At 35.5% G+C, this 15,797-nt stretch carries 13 protein-coding genes; 10 read left to right on the forward strand and 3 right to left on the reverse strand.

Annotated elements, in window-relative coordinates; translation table 11 throughout:
- Positions 1–11 precede the first annotated feature (11 nt).
- From AC27JL_RS17155 to AC27JL_RS17165, 3 genes are read right to left on the reverse strand one after another with little or no spacing between them, the layout of a single operon-like run.
- The gene (locus AC27JL_RS17155; protein ID WP_487196153.1) at positions 12–566 is read right to left on the reverse strand and encodes a hypothetical protein; all 555 of its coding nucleotides are present in this window, start codon (positions 564–566) and stop codon (positions 12–14) included.
- Positions 567–588: 22 nt separating this feature from the next.
- On the reverse strand, positions 589–2,595 hold the full coding sequence (locus AC27JL_RS17160) for a bifunctional diguanylate cyclase/phosphodiesterase (RefSeq protein WP_487196154.1): 2,007 nt from the start codon (positions 2,593–2,595) through the stop codon (positions 589–591).
- Positions 2,579–3,277, reverse strand: a complete 699-nt coding sequence (locus AC27JL_RS17165) for a transglutaminase-like cysteine peptidase (RefSeq protein WP_487196155.1) — start codon at positions 3,275–3,277, stop codon at positions 2,579–2,581. Before AC27JL_RS17165 ends, AC27JL_RS17160 begins: the two co-directional genes overlap by 17 nt.
- 518 nt (positions 3,278–3,795) lie before the next feature.
- Between AC27JL_RS17165 and AC27JL_RS17170 the strand changes: the two genes are divergently transcribed.
- The 10 genes from AC27JL_RS17170 to AC27JL_RS17215 all read left to right on the forward strand — a co-directional run bounded on the left by AC27JL_RS17170 (position 3,796) and on the right by AC27JL_RS17215 (position 15,435).
- Positions 3,796–5,709, forward strand: a complete 1,914-nt coding sequence (locus AC27JL_RS17170; protein WP_487196156.1) for an acyltransferase family protein — start codon at positions 3,796–3,798, stop codon at positions 5,707–5,709.
- Between the two features lie 125 nt (positions 5,710–5,834).
- On the forward strand, positions 5,835–6,725 hold the full coding sequence (gene galU, locus AC27JL_RS17175) for a UTP--glucose-1-phosphate uridylyltransferase GalU (RefSeq protein WP_487196157.1): 891 nt from the start codon (positions 5,835–5,837) through the stop codon (positions 6,723–6,725).
- A gap of 57 nt (positions 6,726–6,782) precedes the next feature.
- Complete coding sequence (locus AC27JL_RS17180) at positions 6,783–7,766, forward strand: NAD-dependent epimerase (RefSeq protein ID WP_487196158.1); 984 nt, start codon at positions 6,783–6,785, stop codon at positions 7,764–7,766.
- A gap of 4 nt (positions 7,767–7,770) precedes the next feature.
- Complete coding sequence (locus tag AC27JL_RS17185; protein WP_487196159.1) at positions 7,771–8,553, forward strand: WecB/TagA/CpsF family glycosyltransferase; 783 nt, start codon at positions 7,771–7,773, stop codon at positions 8,551–8,553.
- A complete protein-coding gene (locus AC27JL_RS17190; protein WP_487196160.1) occupies positions 8,546–9,784 on the forward strand; it encodes a polysaccharide biosynthesis protein in 1,239 nt (412 codons plus the stop codon). The genes AC27JL_RS17185 and AC27JL_RS17190 overlap by 8 nt, the downstream gene beginning before the upstream one ends.
- On the forward strand, positions 9,777–10,694 hold the full coding sequence (locus AC27JL_RS17195; protein ID WP_487196161.1) for a glycosyltransferase family 2 protein: 918 nt from the start codon (positions 9,777–9,779) through the stop codon (positions 10,692–10,694). Before AC27JL_RS17190 ends, AC27JL_RS17195 begins: the two co-directional genes overlap by 8 nt.
- A gap of 5 nt (positions 10,695–10,699) precedes the next feature.
- Positions 10,700–11,950: an O-antigen ligase family protein gene (locus tag AC27JL_RS17200; RefSeq protein ID WP_487196162.1), complete on the forward strand. Its 1,251-nt coding sequence runs from the start codon at positions 10,700–10,702 to the stop codon at positions 11,948–11,950.
- A complete protein-coding gene (locus tag AC27JL_RS17205) occupies positions 11,950–12,852 on the forward strand; it encodes a glycosyltransferase family 2 protein (protein ID WP_487196163.1) in 903 nt (300 codons plus the stop codon). The genes AC27JL_RS17200 and AC27JL_RS17205 overlap by 1 nt, the downstream gene beginning before the upstream one ends.
- A gap of 29 nt (positions 12,853–12,881) precedes the next feature.
- A complete protein-coding gene (locus AC27JL_RS17210) occupies positions 12,882–13,907 on the forward strand; it encodes a hypothetical protein (RefSeq protein WP_487196164.1) in 1,026 nt (341 codons plus the stop codon).
- Between the two features lie 40 nt (positions 13,908–13,947).
- Positions 13,948–15,435 carry a hypothetical protein gene (locus AC27JL_RS17215; protein WP_487196165.1) on the forward strand — a complete coding sequence of 496 codons (1,488 nt, stop codon included), beginning with the start codon at positions 13,948–13,950 and terminating at the stop codon, positions 15,433–15,435.
- Positions 15,436–15,797: the final 362 nt, after the last annotated feature.

Here is a 15,797-nt window from a genome sequence, read left to right on the forward strand (position 1 = left end):
TTCATAAACGATTAGTTTGCTACTTCAGAAATACCGTCGTCGCCGCCATTACCACCTGCTCCCGGAGGTGTTGGTAAAGTAACAAAGCCAGGTACATTGGCTCGGGCATTAGCGTTGGCATTAGCATTTGGTGGAGCATTGTCGCCTGGGTTTTGCCCTGGTGCGTTAGGGTTGCCAGCAGCAGTTGCTTCTGAGGCAGTAGTTGCATCAACACCAGCTGTTATTGCAGCAAGTGTTACAGCATCGCTGTCTATACCCGCGGCAGTCATAGCAGCTAATACATTTGCTACAAGTGGGCTGTCTGCGCCTACGGCAGCTACAACATCATTCATCATTGCATCAATTTGTTCTGGGGTACAATCACTACACATTTCTGAAATAGCTGCAGCTAAATCGGCCTCTAGCTGTTCTGGCGAAGTATCTGCAGTTGCATTGTTTAAAATAGTTACTAGCGCACTTACATTTTGAGCTGGTACAGTTACATCTGAGTCTGTTTGTGCAAAAGTTGGAGTAGCAGTAAGTGCAAATGCACTGGCAATTACGCTGGCTAAAATTAGTTTTTTCATGTCTCGTCCCATGGTTGAGTCTTTAATTACAAAATTTTAGCGTATTAGGGCAAAAAGTAAACTCTTTATTTACGCCATTATTATTAGTTTTTACTATTTGCGAAGGCGGCATTATTAAATTGCCTTGTACGCCGTCGCAACCCAGCTTTTCAAGTGCTTTTAAAGTCTCAGGTTTTTCAATTAAACAGGCTAAAACTTTAATACCAAAACCGTGGCAAATATTATTAACGGTTTGAATAAAAAATTGGCTTTGGTTGTTATCTAGCAGGTCTTGTATATAGCTGCCGTCAATTTTTACAAATTCAATGTCTAGGCCTTGTAAGTACCTAAACGACGTTAAACTAGTACCAAAGTGCTCTACACAAACATTAATACCAATATCTTTAATGGCATCTATATGTAAACTGGCCACATGTACATTGTAAAGCAAGCTTATTTCGTGCAGCTCAAACAATAAGTTAGTTTTTAAAATAGGTTTAGTAGTCGCGTAAAGCGTAAGCCACTCTATAAAATCGGTAGAGTATAACGCGGCTTTACTTAAATTAAGGGCAAACACATCTTTTGGGTATTGCTCTTTAACGTTTACAAAATTGCGTATTATTTTTTTGTCGAGCTCTTCGGTTAAATTAAGTTTTTCGGCCATAGCAAATAAATGACCGTTATTTACTTTTTCACCTTCGTGTATAAAGTGTGAAAACACCTCAAAATAGCACTGCTGGTGCTCTGAGTTAGCTTGCTTAACAGCCTGCACCGAAAAACTCACCTCGCCCGAATCAATAATCGACTGAATTAGCGCACGCCATTGTTTAACACTAAATAGGGTGTCTTTATCTACTTTATTAGTAGCTGCGGTTTCGCCAATGGTACAGCCGGTATCAAGCGCCGAAAGCACACTACCAAAGCTCGAGCCTTTTTCAACACTTACAAGCGACAAGTTAGCAAAGCCATTTATATGTAAGCTGTTTTTCTTCTGGCTAAAAGCATCGTTAATGTCTAGCTTGGTTTTATTTAAAAATGGCACATCAAACGGGGCCAATGCTATAAACGTACTGCCATTAAGCTTAAACAGTTTAGTGTTGGTTAACTCGCTTAATATAGATTGCAAAGTAGTGCTTACATCGTAAACGTGTTCGTCACCGTCTTGGTAGCTAACGGTTTGGTTAATGTTAGTAAGCGAAGGCAGAGTGATCATCATTGCGGTTATTGGCGCGTCTTCAGTTATTGTATCAACCACCGAGCTAAAATGGTTTTCAAACGACCGACGGTTCCCAAGCCCAGTAAGTGGGTCTATGTAAACTTCTTCGGTTAAGGTTTGGGTTTGTTTAGTTAACGAGTCAAACGTGCTTTGTAAATTAATAACCATATTATTTATGGCTTTAGTTACTGTACGTAGCTCGCGTGCAACCGGTATTTGCTCGTTTAAGGTAAAGCGTTTACGCGTAACCAATTGCGCTTGGTGTTCTACGGCTTTTAGCGGCCTAAACACCGTGCCTAAAATTAAAAACGCAACCGCAAGCGACCCCGCAAGTAATAAAAACGATCCGTAAAAGCTGCGTTTAGTGTGCTCCCAAAGAGTTAAGTACGACTGCCCAGCATGGCTAGTTACTTCAAGCACACCCGCCATAACCCAGTCATTATTAAGCTCACTGCTCATAGTGGGGGCGTTAAGCTCTACCGCATTAATAAACCAGCCAGGTACCGACTCAACCCGTTTAGGGTTAGTAAGCTCAAACACCACATTACTTTGCATGTCGGTAAATTTAATTTGCTTATAATAGCCACTATCAAAAATAGCCGTAGCCATGGTTTGGGCAATCATTAAGCTTTCGTCGTCTAGGTAGGGCGAAATAGAAAGCCCCAAACTTGTTGCGGTGTCTTGCGCGTGGCTGCCCATTTGGGTTTGCAAATAGTGGCGGGTGGTTTGTACGTCGGTAACTACACGTACAAAAAACGAAATAACCGAAATTAAAATAATTAACCCGTACACTTGGGTTTTTAAACTAAGTCCATTTTTAAAAAGTCGATACATAACTACTAGTTCCTTTAATGTTACTGTTGGTGGGCGCAAGCTCACCGTGTTCTATTCGTTGTAGCATGGTGTTCCAGGCCGATACACCACGGCTATTCTTTACTTTATTACCCAACCCTTTAGCCTTAGCTAGCCATAAACCTTGGCCGTTAAAGCTGTATATAGGTTTTAAATCGGGCCGTTTATTAGCGGGTAAAAGTTTAGTATTAAAATTATCTAACACAAGCGGTATTTGGTTAGGCTCTTCAAAATAAATTAATACCATATGCGGCTGGTTTACTGTTTTTTGCCTTACATACATTAACCGTATTTTATCTTCCGGTATCCCTAGTGCAATTAGCGTAAAGTATTTGGCTATTACGTAGTCTTCACAGTCGCCCATGCCAACACCTAAACTTTCGAGCGGGGTGGCCCAGTAATCTTTTTTTTGCCATAGGTCGTCGTCGGTTTGGTATTGTATGTGTTTATTAAAAAAGTCGTTAACTAGGTGTATTTGCTGCCACTCGCTTTTACCTTGGCTGCTATCTATAAAACTAAGCCAATTTTTAATGCGTGTGTAGCCCTCGTCGCCGTAATGTTGTTGTGCACGGTTTAGTATATCGCTGTTACGCAAATGCATAAGTGCATCTTGCGCGTACACAAAAAACGACATAACAATTAAAATGCAAACACTTAAGCGCACATACGTTCCTTTAGTTAATAATCCCTAATAAACAGCATCGCCAAGTATAGTATTATTACAACAAAAAAGGTAGATAAGTAAAAAGTGCTACACAGCACTAAAGTAGGGCGTTTGGTAGTTATTTTGGTGCAACATAAATTTAACAAAAAAACAATATAAAAGGATGCGTTTATAGTTGAGTACATTATTGTGTTGTGTATAATAATGACTTCACACGGTATGTGATGTTCGTTAAAAGGATTTAAGCCTAACTTTGCTTGTCCTTTTTTGTGTTTTTAAAATAATTAAAAAGAAAAAAGGAATTAAAGTGAAGGTACTAAAAACAATATTTTCAGTTGCAGGCCAATGCACGTGTATGTTGTCAGCCATCAAAGCAAGTTCCACTTTTCTTTCCTCATTTATTTCATAAAAGATAACTAATTAGCAATCTACATCTCACTAGATGTAAGTTCTTAAGTAAAATAAATAATTATTAAGTCATGTATTTTAAGAGTTTGGTTTTAAATGGATAAAAAAGTATGAAATACAGAGCTGAAATTGATGGTTTAAGAGCTTTGGCAATTTTGCCTGTATTACTTCATCACTCAGGGTTGCAACTTTTACCAGGTGGTTTTGCTGGCGTTGATGTATTTTTCGTAATATCAGGTTATTTAATTACGTCTATATTATTTAAAGAAATGTCTGAAGGGAATTTTTCTTTGTTATCTTTCTACGAAAGACGTGCAAGAAGAATTTTACCTGCAATGGTGGCTATGATTGTTTTTAGCAGTTTCTTATCGTTTTTCTTTTTGGATCCACCATCAATGAAAATGTTAGGTTATAGTATTGTTGCAGTGTCAACATTCATGGCTAACATCTTTTTCTTCCTTAAGCTTGACTACTTCAACCCTAGTGCAGAATTAAACCCGATGTTACACATGTGGAGTTTAGCTGTTGAAGAACAATTTTATTTATTTTTTCCATTTATATTACTTTTCTTAACAAAGTTTAAGAAATATATACTTATCAGTTTAGCAGTGATTTTTACTATTTCGTTAATATCTATGTTATTAACCTCAAATCAATCAGTTAATTTTTATTTAATCCATACTAGAGCGTGGGAACTTCTTGCCGGATCAATTTGTTCTATCTTAATCACTAAAAGTGCCTTATCAGCCATAAATGAAACCCTTAAAGGGTGGTTAAGTGCTTTGGCCATACTTTTACTAATAATTTCCTATTCAACATATTCTTACGAATATACCTTCCCTGGTTGGTTTACTATATTGCCGGTCCTTTCAACAGCATTAATAATCTTATTCGCAAGCGAAAATAATATAGTTGGTAAAATGCTTTCTAGTAAGACACTAGTTTTTATAGGTTTAATTTCTTATAGCTTGTATTTATGGCATCAGCCAATTTTTGCCTTCGCAAAATTAATGACGTTAGAGTCTTTAACTAATGAGTTAATTGCTTTTTCAATGCTCATAACTTTTCTTCTATCTTTATTGACTTATCAATATATTGAAAAGCCATTCAGAAGAAAATCGAATAAATCTACAAAAACAATATTAGCATATTCTGTTTTGGTGCTAACTGTCGTAGCCGTATTGGGCTTGTTAATTTCACAATACCCTAAGCTTGGGGGCTTTACTAAAGCTGAAAAAACTCAATCTCAGCCAAGCATCGGCCTTAATAAGCACTGTAACTTCAATACAGACTTTCACATACTTGATGAGTGTAAAAATAGTAAAAACCCAGAAATAATCGTGTGGGGCGACTCATATGCAATGCATTTAGTTAAAGGCTTGGCTGAGCAAAATGAGCTAATACAAGCTACAAAAAGTGCTTGTTCTCCTAATGCATATTTATCAACTTTTCCAAATTTCAAAAGTTATGATTTAGACTGGTCAAAATCTTGTTTTAAATTCAATAATGATGTTATCAATGAGATAGAAAACAACTCGAAGATTAAAACAGTAATTCTCTCTTCTGCATTTGAACAGTGGTTTAAGTATGACTATTTTGATGGTACTTCAGTTATTAATAATGATTTTGATACTTATTTAATTTCGTTCAAACAAACTTTATCAAGGCTCAACTCAACAGGTAAGCGTACATTTGTTGTGAGTCCTCCTCCAAATAACGGTAAGAATATTGGTCAATGTTTGTTGAGGAAGCACTATAGTCTAATTTCTCACTCAAATTTCATTGATAATAATTGTACATTTCAAAAAAATGAATTTTCTCAATATTACTCAGAAATTCTTCATTTTCTTAAAGATGTTGAAAAATACCCGAACGTAAAGTTAATTAATTTAAGTAAAGAAATGTGTACTGACAGTGGTTGCGTTACATTTAATGAATATCCATTGTATTTAGATGCTGGTCATTTAAATGATTTCGGTTCTGAGTATGTTGGTAAAATTATTAAGCCAATTATTGATAATTAAAATTATTCAGTTAATTTTTTAATTGAATAACTCTAGTGAATAACTGTATTTTCACTATTTAAGCAACGCAAATTGCTTTCAGATGCAGCATATATAACGCACCACAGGAAATAGAAGGAATTAAAGTGAAAGTATTAAAAGCCGTACTCCCAGTTGCAGGTTTAGGCACTCGCATGTTGCCAGCTACCAAAGCAATACCAAAAGAAATGCTCCCCCTGGTAGACAAACCTTTAATTCAATACGTAGTTAACGAAGCCGTAGCCGCAGGCATAAAAGAAATAGTACTAGTTACTCACGCTTCTAAAAATTCTATCGAAAACCATTTTGACACCAGCTTTGAGCTAGAAGCTACACTAGAGGCACGCGTAAAACGCAGCCTACTAGACGAAGTTCGCTCAATAGTACCAAAAGACGTAACGGTAATTTCGGTTCGCCAATCGGCTCCGCTAGGCTTAGGCCACGCAGTGCTTGCAGCTAAACCAATTGTGGGCAACAACCCGTTTGCCGTGATGCTACCCGACGTAATAATCGACAAATACAAGTCAAACCCAAAAACCGATAACTTAAGCCAAATGATTAACCGGTTTGACCAAACAGGCTACAACCAAGTAATGGTAGAGCCTGTACCACAAGCACAAGTACACCAATACGGCGTGGTAGACCTAGCAGGTAAAAATATAAGCGCAGGCGAAAACGCCACCATTAAAAATATGGTCGAAAAACCAAATAACGATGAAGCTCCAAGCAACCTAGCTATAACAGGCCGTTATGTTGTATCGCCCACTATTTGGGATTTGCTTGAGTACACGCCACCTGGCGCTGGTGGCGAAATACAGCTTACCGATGCCTTACTACAACTACGCCACCTCGAAACGCTTGAAGCCTACCACCTAACCGGTAAATCGCACGATTGTGGCTCAAAGCTTGGCTATATGTTGGCAAATGTTGAATACGCAATGCAATCAAGCCATATGGGTGAAGAGTTTACAAAACAAGTTAAAGAGCTAATAGCTTAAAATTAAAGAAACTTTATTTAGGCATAACTACTTATAATTTGTGCCAAGGAATAAAAAATGAAATATTTAGTCACCGGTGCAGCTGGTTTTATAGGTAACTTTGTCGCAGAGCGTTTATGTAACGACGGGCATGAAGTGGTAGGGCTTGATAACTTAAATGATTATTACGACCCTGCACTAAAGCTGGCTAGGCTTGAGCGCATTAAGCATTTAACTACCTTCCGTTTTGTAAAAATGGATTTAGCTGATCGTGAAGGCATTGCTACTTTATTTAAAAACGAGCAGTTTGATCGTGTAATTCATTTAGCAGCTCAAGCTGGTGTGCGTTATTCAATTGAAAACCCAATGGCGTATATTGATTCTAATATGGTAGGAATGGCAACTATTTTAGAAGGCTGTCGACATAATAAGGTTGAGCATTTGGTATATGCGTCATCAAGCTCAGTGTACGGAGCAAATACTAAAATACCATTTTCAGAAGAAGATAGGGTTGATCACCCTGTATCGCTTTATGCAGCAACAAAAAAATCAAATGAATTAATGGCACATACTTACAGCCATTTATATTCATTACCAACTACTGGGCTTCGCTTTTTTACGGTTTACGGTCCTTGGGGGAGGCCAGATATGGCACCATATTTATTTACAGATGCCATTGCTAACGATAGGCCAATTAAAGTATTTAATAACGGTAAAATGCAGCGCGACTTCACTTACATAGACGACATTGTCGAAGGTATTATCCGTATTCAAGCTGTAATACCTAGATCAAATAAACAAGCAGCAGATATAGCTGATGGCTCACCTTTTTATAAACTTTATAATATTGGTAATAATCAACCAGTCGAGCTTGAACAATTTATAACCTGTATAGAAAATGCATTAGGAAAAAAAGCGATAAAACAATATTTACCAATGCAAGATGGTGATGTAGTGAGAACATTTGCAGATGTCAGTGGTTTAGAAAGTGAAATAGGGTTTAAACCTAACACTGTCCTGCAAATGGGGATTGATAGTTTTGTTAGATGGTATAAAAGGTAATTAAATGACTTTTGAAGTAACGAATGTAGGCGGGATTCAAACTGCCACTATGGGCCGGGTTAGTTTAGCCAACTATATTGGTAATACCTGCGAAAATTGGACAATCAATCCTAACGAAAATGTACCATTTATAATTTTTAGTAATAATGGTCATGCAATATCAATATATAATACCGATCCAGAAGCCAAAAAGCAGATGGATAAAGCAGATTTAATACATGCTGATGGGCAAAGTGTTGTTTCTTTATCTCGTTTATTTTCAGATAAACCTATTGAGGAACGTACTGCTACTACAGATATGATTCATGACCTTCCTCAGTATTATGATAAAAGACTACGCCATTTTTTGTTGGGAGGTAAAAAAGAAACTGTAAGTAAGTCAGCAATTATTATGCAGGAAAAATATAATAATTTTGAAGTTGTTGGTGAACACGATGGTTATTTCTCCCTAGATGATGAAGATAGGATTTGTAAGCTAATTAATGAGTCTAAACCAGATGTTTTATGGGTTGGTTTAGGTAAACCAAAGGAGCAACTATTCTGTATTCGTAATAAAAATAAATTAAAAGTACCTGTGATAATTTCTTGTGGTGGGTGTTATAACTTTATTACTGGAGAATACCCAAGGGCACCAAGTTGGATGCAAAAAATAGGTTTTGAATGGCTTTTTAGAATGCTACATAGTCCTAAGAAATTATTTTTGAGGTATCTACTTACAAACCCTCATGCAATATATTGTGTCTTAAAGCATGGGTTATTTAAGAAAAAAGCGGTGCATAATGTCTAGCAAGTTACCAGTAAAAAGAGCTTTAGCAGCTATTGGTGGTTCAGCTGGTATGGCACTTTCTAGTTTAGTGTTAGCGCTTTGCTTGATGCAGCAAGCTACAATTGAGGAGTATGGACTGTTTGCATTTTTATTGGTTACTCAAGCTTTAGCTAATGGTGTTTCAAATGCTGTATTGGGTTCACCATTGCTTATAGCTTTAAACGATAACTCAAATATAAAAGTTAATAAAGCACGAAGCTTTATGTCAGCAAATTTAATTATTTGTATAAGCTTTGCTTTTTTACAAGGGCTAGTTGCTTATTTTTATTCTGAAAAAGCAGATGTATTCGCCGTGTACGTGTTGAGTGCATTTGCAACGAGCCTTCGCTGGTTTGGCCGCTCTTACTGCAATAACAATCACCAACATCATAATGTTGTCCTTTCTGATACAGCGTATAGTTTACTCTCATTATTTGGATCTTTAAGCTTATATATGGCTGAAAAGGTAAGCCTGGTAAGTTTTGGTGCTTTAACAGCTGTAGCTGCCATCTTTTCTACACCATTTCTGGGCAAGGAGTATTTAAAACAGCAATTTCATAAGGTATTCAGTTCTGACTTAACTGAATTTTATAAAGGTTATAAACAACAAGGAAAATATGCTTTGATAGGTGTTCTATCTACAGAAGGTACAGCTAACGCACATTCATATTTAGTTACGTTTTTACTTGGACCTAAAGCGTTTGCACCTATTGCAGCTGCTATGCTTCTATTTCGACCTGTGAATGTTGTTTATAGTAGTTTAACGCAAATTGAAAGACCACGTCTAAGACAATTAATTAATAATAAGCAAGGAGATGCTAAAAAATCTTTAAGTCGTTTTTTTTATTTGAATATTTGTACCTGGATAATTAATTTGATTTTTGTAGCTATAGTTTTGAGTTTTTTTGGTGATTTATATTGGAAAGACGCGGCGAGTATACATCTTTTACAAATAGCCGCTTTTATTATAGCATTCATAACTTTTACGAGAGCATTGAAAATACCAATTAGTGTGATACTTCAGGCCTATGATAAATTCAAAGTTTTGAGTTCAATAAGCCTGAAGTCTTGCTTAGTAACCCTACCTTTAGTTTGTTTTTTTGTCCTTAATTTTAATCAATCCATTTCATTACTCGGTGTTTTTGTTGGTGATATACTCGCCTTGTTTTTGCTTATCTATATATATTTTAAAGAGATAAAAGCTCATGGCTAAATTGAAGGTAGTTATAGGTGTTCCTACATATAAAAGGTACAAAGGGCTATCCCGCCTTTTGAAATCGCTTTCACAACAAATTTGTGATTTTGAGTTTGATATAATTATTGCTGATAATGAAGGTAAGGATGGGGTAGGCCATCAAGTAGTTAAAGCAGTTAAAGGTAGTTACCCGCTAGCTATAAAGGTTATTCCTGTAACTGAAAGGGGTATATCCCATGTAAGAAATGCACTTATGCATGAAGCATTTCAGGCATTAAATGCTGATGTGATTGCTATGGTCGATGATGATGAGGTGGTCGATGAGAACTGGATTAATGAACTTATCAAAGCATACTTAAAAAGTGGTGCCCAAGTCATTGGTGGTGCCATATACCCAGAATTTAAGACTGCCCCACCAGAATGGACAAAAGAATCAAAATTATATTTCAGGACTATTCATGCCGAGGATTATGTAACGCTAATACAGGCTGCAGGAAACATACTCTTACACAAATCAATTTATAATGGTAAAGATGCGTTATACTTTGATGAAAATTTTGGTTTGACAGGTGGTGAGGATAAAGAGTTTTTTATTCGCTTAAAAAATAAAGGAATAAAATTTTATTATACCCCTGAAGCTAAAAGTTTTGAGTATTATGGTCCAGAACGAGTTAGTGAAAAGTGGGCATTGGAACGCGCATATCGTATAGGCTGTAACGATACTAGAATACTCAAATATCATTCATCGAGTATCTTTTTAGGTTTAAAAATTTTAGTAACATCGCTTTTGGGGTTGTTAGTTTATACTACTCTAATCCCATTCTTTTACACAAACAAACCTAAACAGTTTAAGTATAGATTAAAACTAAGCCGTCAAATTGGTAAATTGCAGGGTTTAAATAATTATAAACTTGAAGGGTATAAATAGTACCTATGTATTTAACCATAAAGCTCAAGCGGTCTGATATTTATATTTACTGGGCGGCTGCAATTTTCTTGTACGTACATTTAATAGGTTTCAGCCCTTTTCCAGAAGTAAATTATGGCCGTGATGTAACTGATACAGGGGGGGGGAATAGGTTACGGCAGATCATATTTTTAGGTTTGTTTTTGTATACAATAATGATGCTTGGCGTCTCAAAACTACCTAAATTTAATTTTTTACTTCAAAACAAGACTCTGGTTTTGTTAGCTTTTTGGTTTTTGCTTTCATCATTTTGGTCTGATGAGCCTGGCATCACAATTAGAAGATCTCTATTTTTTTTAATCGTCTGTTTCATACCTATAGTATTGTGCTCTATCGTAGGTTTTAGGCGATTTATTAAAATCAACGCTTATATTTTGAGCTTCTTTATTGTGTTCTCTATTGTTTGCTCGCTTATTTTTAGTGGCGCGGTTCACCATGGTGAGGTTTTTGATACAGCTTTAAATGGGGCGTGGCGAGGTTTATTTTCACATAAGAATAACGCCGCAATTATTGCATCCATCTCTGGGTTTATTTTTTTGTATCAATATTTTGAAGAAAACAAAAAGTTTTGGCTTTTTATGTTCTTGTTAACTCTATTATTTCTGCTCCTTACTAAATCAAAAACTTCAATTGCGTTATTTTTACCTGTTGTGTTTTTTACTTGGAGATTATCTAAGGGACGCTTTATTAAATATTTTTGTTCTTTCATTTTTGCACTCTCATTAGTAACACCGTTATTATTTTTGTTTAGTTTTGCTCAATTGAATTACTTCTTAATCGAGAACCCAGAAATGTTTACTGGACGTTCTGCTATTTGGCAAGTATTACTTGAAGCTATTTCTGGAAATTATATTTTAGGTTTAGGGTATGGGGCTGTTTGGTCTGCGGGAGAATATTCAGCAATTACTAATTTTGGATTAAATACTTCATCATGGGTATCTAGTATATCCCATGGGCATAATGGCTATTTAGATATTTGGTTATCTACAGGAATAGTCGGTTTATTGCTGTTTACTTTTCTATTATTTAAAGCTTTAAAAAATATTGCAGATGTTTACGATATTTCAAATAATGAAAAATTTATGTGTCTTTCAATTATATTCTTCTTAGTCTTACATAATTTTTTAGAAAGTTCCTTTACTGTTTATTATAGTCCGGGTTGGTATTTCTTTTTACTAACTTATTGTTTGAAATTCAAAAAAAAGGCAAGTAATTAATGTTGTTTTCAATTGTAATCCCTGCTTATAACCGTGCATCCTCAATAGAGTCATGCGTTAATTCAGTACTGGAACAAATAGAGCAAGATTTTGAAGTTATAATCGTTGATGATGGTTCTAGTGATAATACAAAAGAGGTTATACATAGTATTGTCGATAGTAGAATAAGATATATTTATCAAGATAATGGTGGAGGCGCTAAGGCTAGAAATACCGGTATAAAGAATGCTAGAGGTAAATATATTGCTTTTCTTGATTCTGATGATACTTTTTTACCACACCATCTAGCTAATGCTCTGGTTGAACTGGAAAAAAACGATAGCGTTTGTGTTTATACTCAAGTAATTGTAGATAGAGGTGATGGTGTTGAATTCATAAAACCCCATCGTTCTATTAGAGAAGGTGAACATATATCAGAATACCTTATGAGAGACCGTGGTTTTGTCCAAACTAGCACTTTAGTTGTGCCAAAAAAACTTGCGTTAAAAAGCTTGTATGATGAGCAGATAAGTACAGGTCAAGATTACGATATTGCTATAAAACTCCAATATAATGGGGGTTTTTTAAAGATGCTACCAAATCCTGGTGCCATTTGGGATGACCAATGGAGCTTAAATCGTTTATCGAGTAAAAGTAACCCCCAGCAGCGGCTAGATTGGTTGAATCGAGTAAGACCTCTCATAACTAATAAAGCTTATTGGGCTGAGTTGGGGTGGCCAATTGCGAGAGCTTTTGCTCAGCATGGTAAAAAAGGAAAAGGCTTATTTTTATACTTTAAATCTCTAATTCGCGGTTGTTATAGACCTAAAATGGCTTTAGTTGTTTTATTGCAAGTAATTTTAAGTAAAGGTGCATACAGAAGAATGTCGGATGTGTTAGCAAAATTTGGTGTTAAACCATAATCTTGAATTTTTAAATTAAAGGATAAAAAGTGAAAAGTGCAATTGAGACCTACCTAGATCATAACGCTAACAAAATAAAATTATTTTGGAAAACGGGTAATTCTGAAGTTTTGGAAAGTGGTGCTTTACAAGATCATGCTGATTACATCTATATAAGAACTCTTTTAGGCGATGATAACTGGCTTTGTAATTCTGCTGTTGATAAGTATGCTAATGTAATTAGTAAATCACCTATTAGCGGTCGTGTTGGTGTCAATGAACATTTTTTACCACACTTGTCTGCATATTTATTGGGCTCATTAAACCTACTTGCAGATGCTGGTTTTGATGTCAGAGGTAAAGTACTTTCAGCAATGCAGTTGGATTTAAATTTGTTGATTGATATAGAAACGTTTTTACCCAAATGGCCAAAGAAGTGGTCACATCATACATGGAGGGTGAGTCACTGGATTGGCGGTATACCGTCTATTTTGCTAGCTTTCGCAAAGCATGGTAATGAGCATCAAGTCAATATTGAGCTTGTTACAAAAGTATTGTGCGCTTGCGATAGACACCTCATTCAAGAAAAAACCGGATTAATGAAAGCTTACAAAAGTGAGGCATTGCAGCGGGTATTTAGATTGCTATACCGTTTACGACATAACCCAGACCACGGTGATATTGGTGGTTTGGTGCATATACATTGGATTAATTATGTTAATGAACGACCATACGTCGCAGTAGAAAACTTACTAGATATTGGAATGGAACACATGGAAAAAAGACCATTTTTTGAGAAAGCTCCTTATTGCTTAGATTTTGATTATGTACAGTTAATACGCACCTCATTAGAACAGACCCAACACTCAAATGATCATAGAATTAAAGTTCGTATGGCAGAGTTGCAGCAAGATTTAGTAGCATTTTTTAATTCAATTCCTCTAGAAGGCTATTCTCTTCATAAATTGCCTGGTGCTTTAGCAACTTTGCATGAGGCGTGTTTGATATTAGATTCAAAAGTTCCATCTTTTGGTACTAAACCAATAGATATAATACAAAAAGCCAATTGGTTGTAAATGATTTTTAAGACAAGATATTTTAGTATCGAGGAATAATATGTTTGAGCGTCAATTTTATTTAGTACACGAAAATTTGAGTGTTAATCATTTGCCAAACTTTAAGGTAATAAGCCTAAATAATTGGTCTTTAGCAATACAAGAAAAAAATTATTATTCAACTGTAAAAAATAATCACCTTGAGGTGCATATTATAGGTTGCTTTGTTCATCCTGACTATAAAGATATAGCACCCAATAAATTTGCAGAAATAGTTTTAGGTGGCTGTGAAAATATAGATGAAATTAACAATGCCCTCTATAAATCATGCGGTAGATTTTTAATTATTGTAATAATAGAAGAAAAAATTGTGATTAGGAGTGATGCTGTCTCACTTGCGCAAATACACTTTGATAAGATCAATAAAGTTATTTGTACTGATATCCGCCTTTATGAGCACTTAACTAACGATCGTTCTGTAAATTTAGATGCAAATAGATTTTATCTGAACACAATGCCATACAGGGCAAACGGTGACGGATGGATTGGTGAAGATACAATTTATGAAAATCTTCAAAAGCTTTTACCAAATCAAGCTTTATATTTACCTGACTTTAGTGTTTCTCGATATTGGCCTTCATCGCACAAGCATGACACCAACTTAGCTAATAGCTTAACTGAAATAGCTGATAATCTAAAAAATACCCTACAAGCTTTTCAGAATCTAGCTCCCTTATCTGTAGCGGTTACGTCAGGTAATGATAGTAGACTGGCATTAGCTGTTTCATTGTCGTTAGATAAAAGTTGTTATTACTTCATTGACCAACTTCCTGAAATGAAAAGTGATGACGTTGACATTGTTATAGGTCAACAACTTTGTGATATTGCAGGTGTTGAATACCATGTCCATCATATCGGTTCTGAGGATGCTGTTCCTTTAGATTTTAAAAATGTGTATTTTAAAAACACTTTTTTTGCTAAAAAGGAAAGGCTTGCGGTATCTCACTACTATTCTGAGCACCTCAAGAGTTATATTAATATATGCGGTGTTGGTGAGTTCGGAAGGTCGGTTTATGGGAATGGTATTATACCACCTTCAGAGAATTACCTTTGCCATAAATATCATTACACTAACTCAAAATTTGCAAATGCTATGGCGAAAAGGTGGCTAGATAAGTATAAAATTGAAATTGGAGATTTTGGTTATAATCCTTATTCTTTGTTTTATATCGAACAAAGGTTAGGTAATTGGGGGGCTGTTGGTAACTCCGAGAGTGACATAGCTTTAGAGGAAGTTAACCCTTATGCATCTCATTATAATATAGAAAAGTTCTTATCCTTGCCAAGAGAGGAGACGACTTACATAAATAATAGAGTTTTCTACGCTCTGACTGCTCACTTCAATGATTTGTTTTCAGCATTACCTGTAAACCCAGTTTATAAACTTAAAAAGAAAATAGCTAAGTTTGTTAAAGCAACACCGCTATTTCCATTTGTTGAATACCTCATTTTTGCTTACAAGAGTAAAGTAATTGGGAGGTTTGATTAGAACGGTAAAAAAATCTATATGAATCATAAGGAAGAACAAAGGTATGCGTTTCAATAATATCTTCTGTGAAGTTCTTAGTTGTAAAGCGTGGTCGATTATTTAAAGTAAACAATCAATTCAGGATCTTTTATAACGTAATTTATTGAGGCTTAAAAGTAATGCATATTTGCGCTAATATGTCTAAGGAAAATGCAGAAATAGGCTAAAAAGTTCAAATGTTATAAAGCCCACCTCAGTGGTATCAGAGTTACAACTGTTAATCTAATTAAAAGTGATTAACAGTATCCTTAGTAAATTATGACTAGGTGTTTTGGCTTATTTTTATTGTATGCAACCGTCTAATGCTTTATATTATGCCCATA

This window comes from Pseudoalteromonas sp. 4NS20-0020, assembly GCF_057554385.1.

Excerpts from the sequence above, each read along its gene's own strand:
- AC27JL_RS17155 (WP_487196153.1), bottom strand. The coding sequence starts at position 566 with ATGAAAAAACTAATTTTAGCCAGCGTAATTGCCAGTGCATTTGCACTT.
- AC27JL_RS17160 (WP_487196154.1), bottom strand. The coding sequence starts at position 2,595 with ATGTATCGACTTTTTAAAAATGGACTTAGTTTAAAAACCCAAGTGTAC.
- AC27JL_RS17170 (WP_487196156.1), top strand. The coding sequence starts at position 3,796 with ATGAAATACAGAGCTGAAATTGATGGTTTAAGAGCTTTGGCAATTTTG.
- AC27JL_RS17180 (WP_487196158.1), top strand. The coding sequence starts at position 6,783 with ATGAAATATTTAGTCACCGGTGCAGCTGGTTTTATAGGTAACTTTGTC.
- AC27JL_RS17185 (WP_487196159.1), top strand. The coding sequence starts at position 7,771 with ATGACTTTTGAAGTAACGAATGTAGGCGGGATTCAAACTGCCACTATG.
- AC27JL_RS17190 (WP_487196160.1), top strand. The coding sequence starts at position 8,546 with ATGTCTAGCAAGTTACCAGTAAAAAGAGCTTTAGCAGCTATTGGTGGT.
- AC27JL_RS17195 (WP_487196161.1), top strand. The coding sequence starts at position 9,777 with ATGGCTAAATTGAAGGTAGTTATAGGTGTTCCTACATATAAAAGGTAC.
- AC27JL_RS17200 (WP_487196162.1), top strand. The coding sequence starts at position 10,700 with ATGTATTTAACCATAAAGCTCAAGCGGTCTGATATTTATATTTACTGG.
- AC27JL_RS17205 (WP_487196163.1), top strand. The coding sequence starts at position 11,950 with ATGTTGTTTTCAATTGTAATCCCTGCTTATAACCGTGCATCCTCAATA.
- AC27JL_RS17215 (WP_487196165.1), top strand. The coding sequence starts at position 13,948 with ATGTTTGAGCGTCAATTTTATTTAGTACACGAAAATTTGAGTGTTAAT.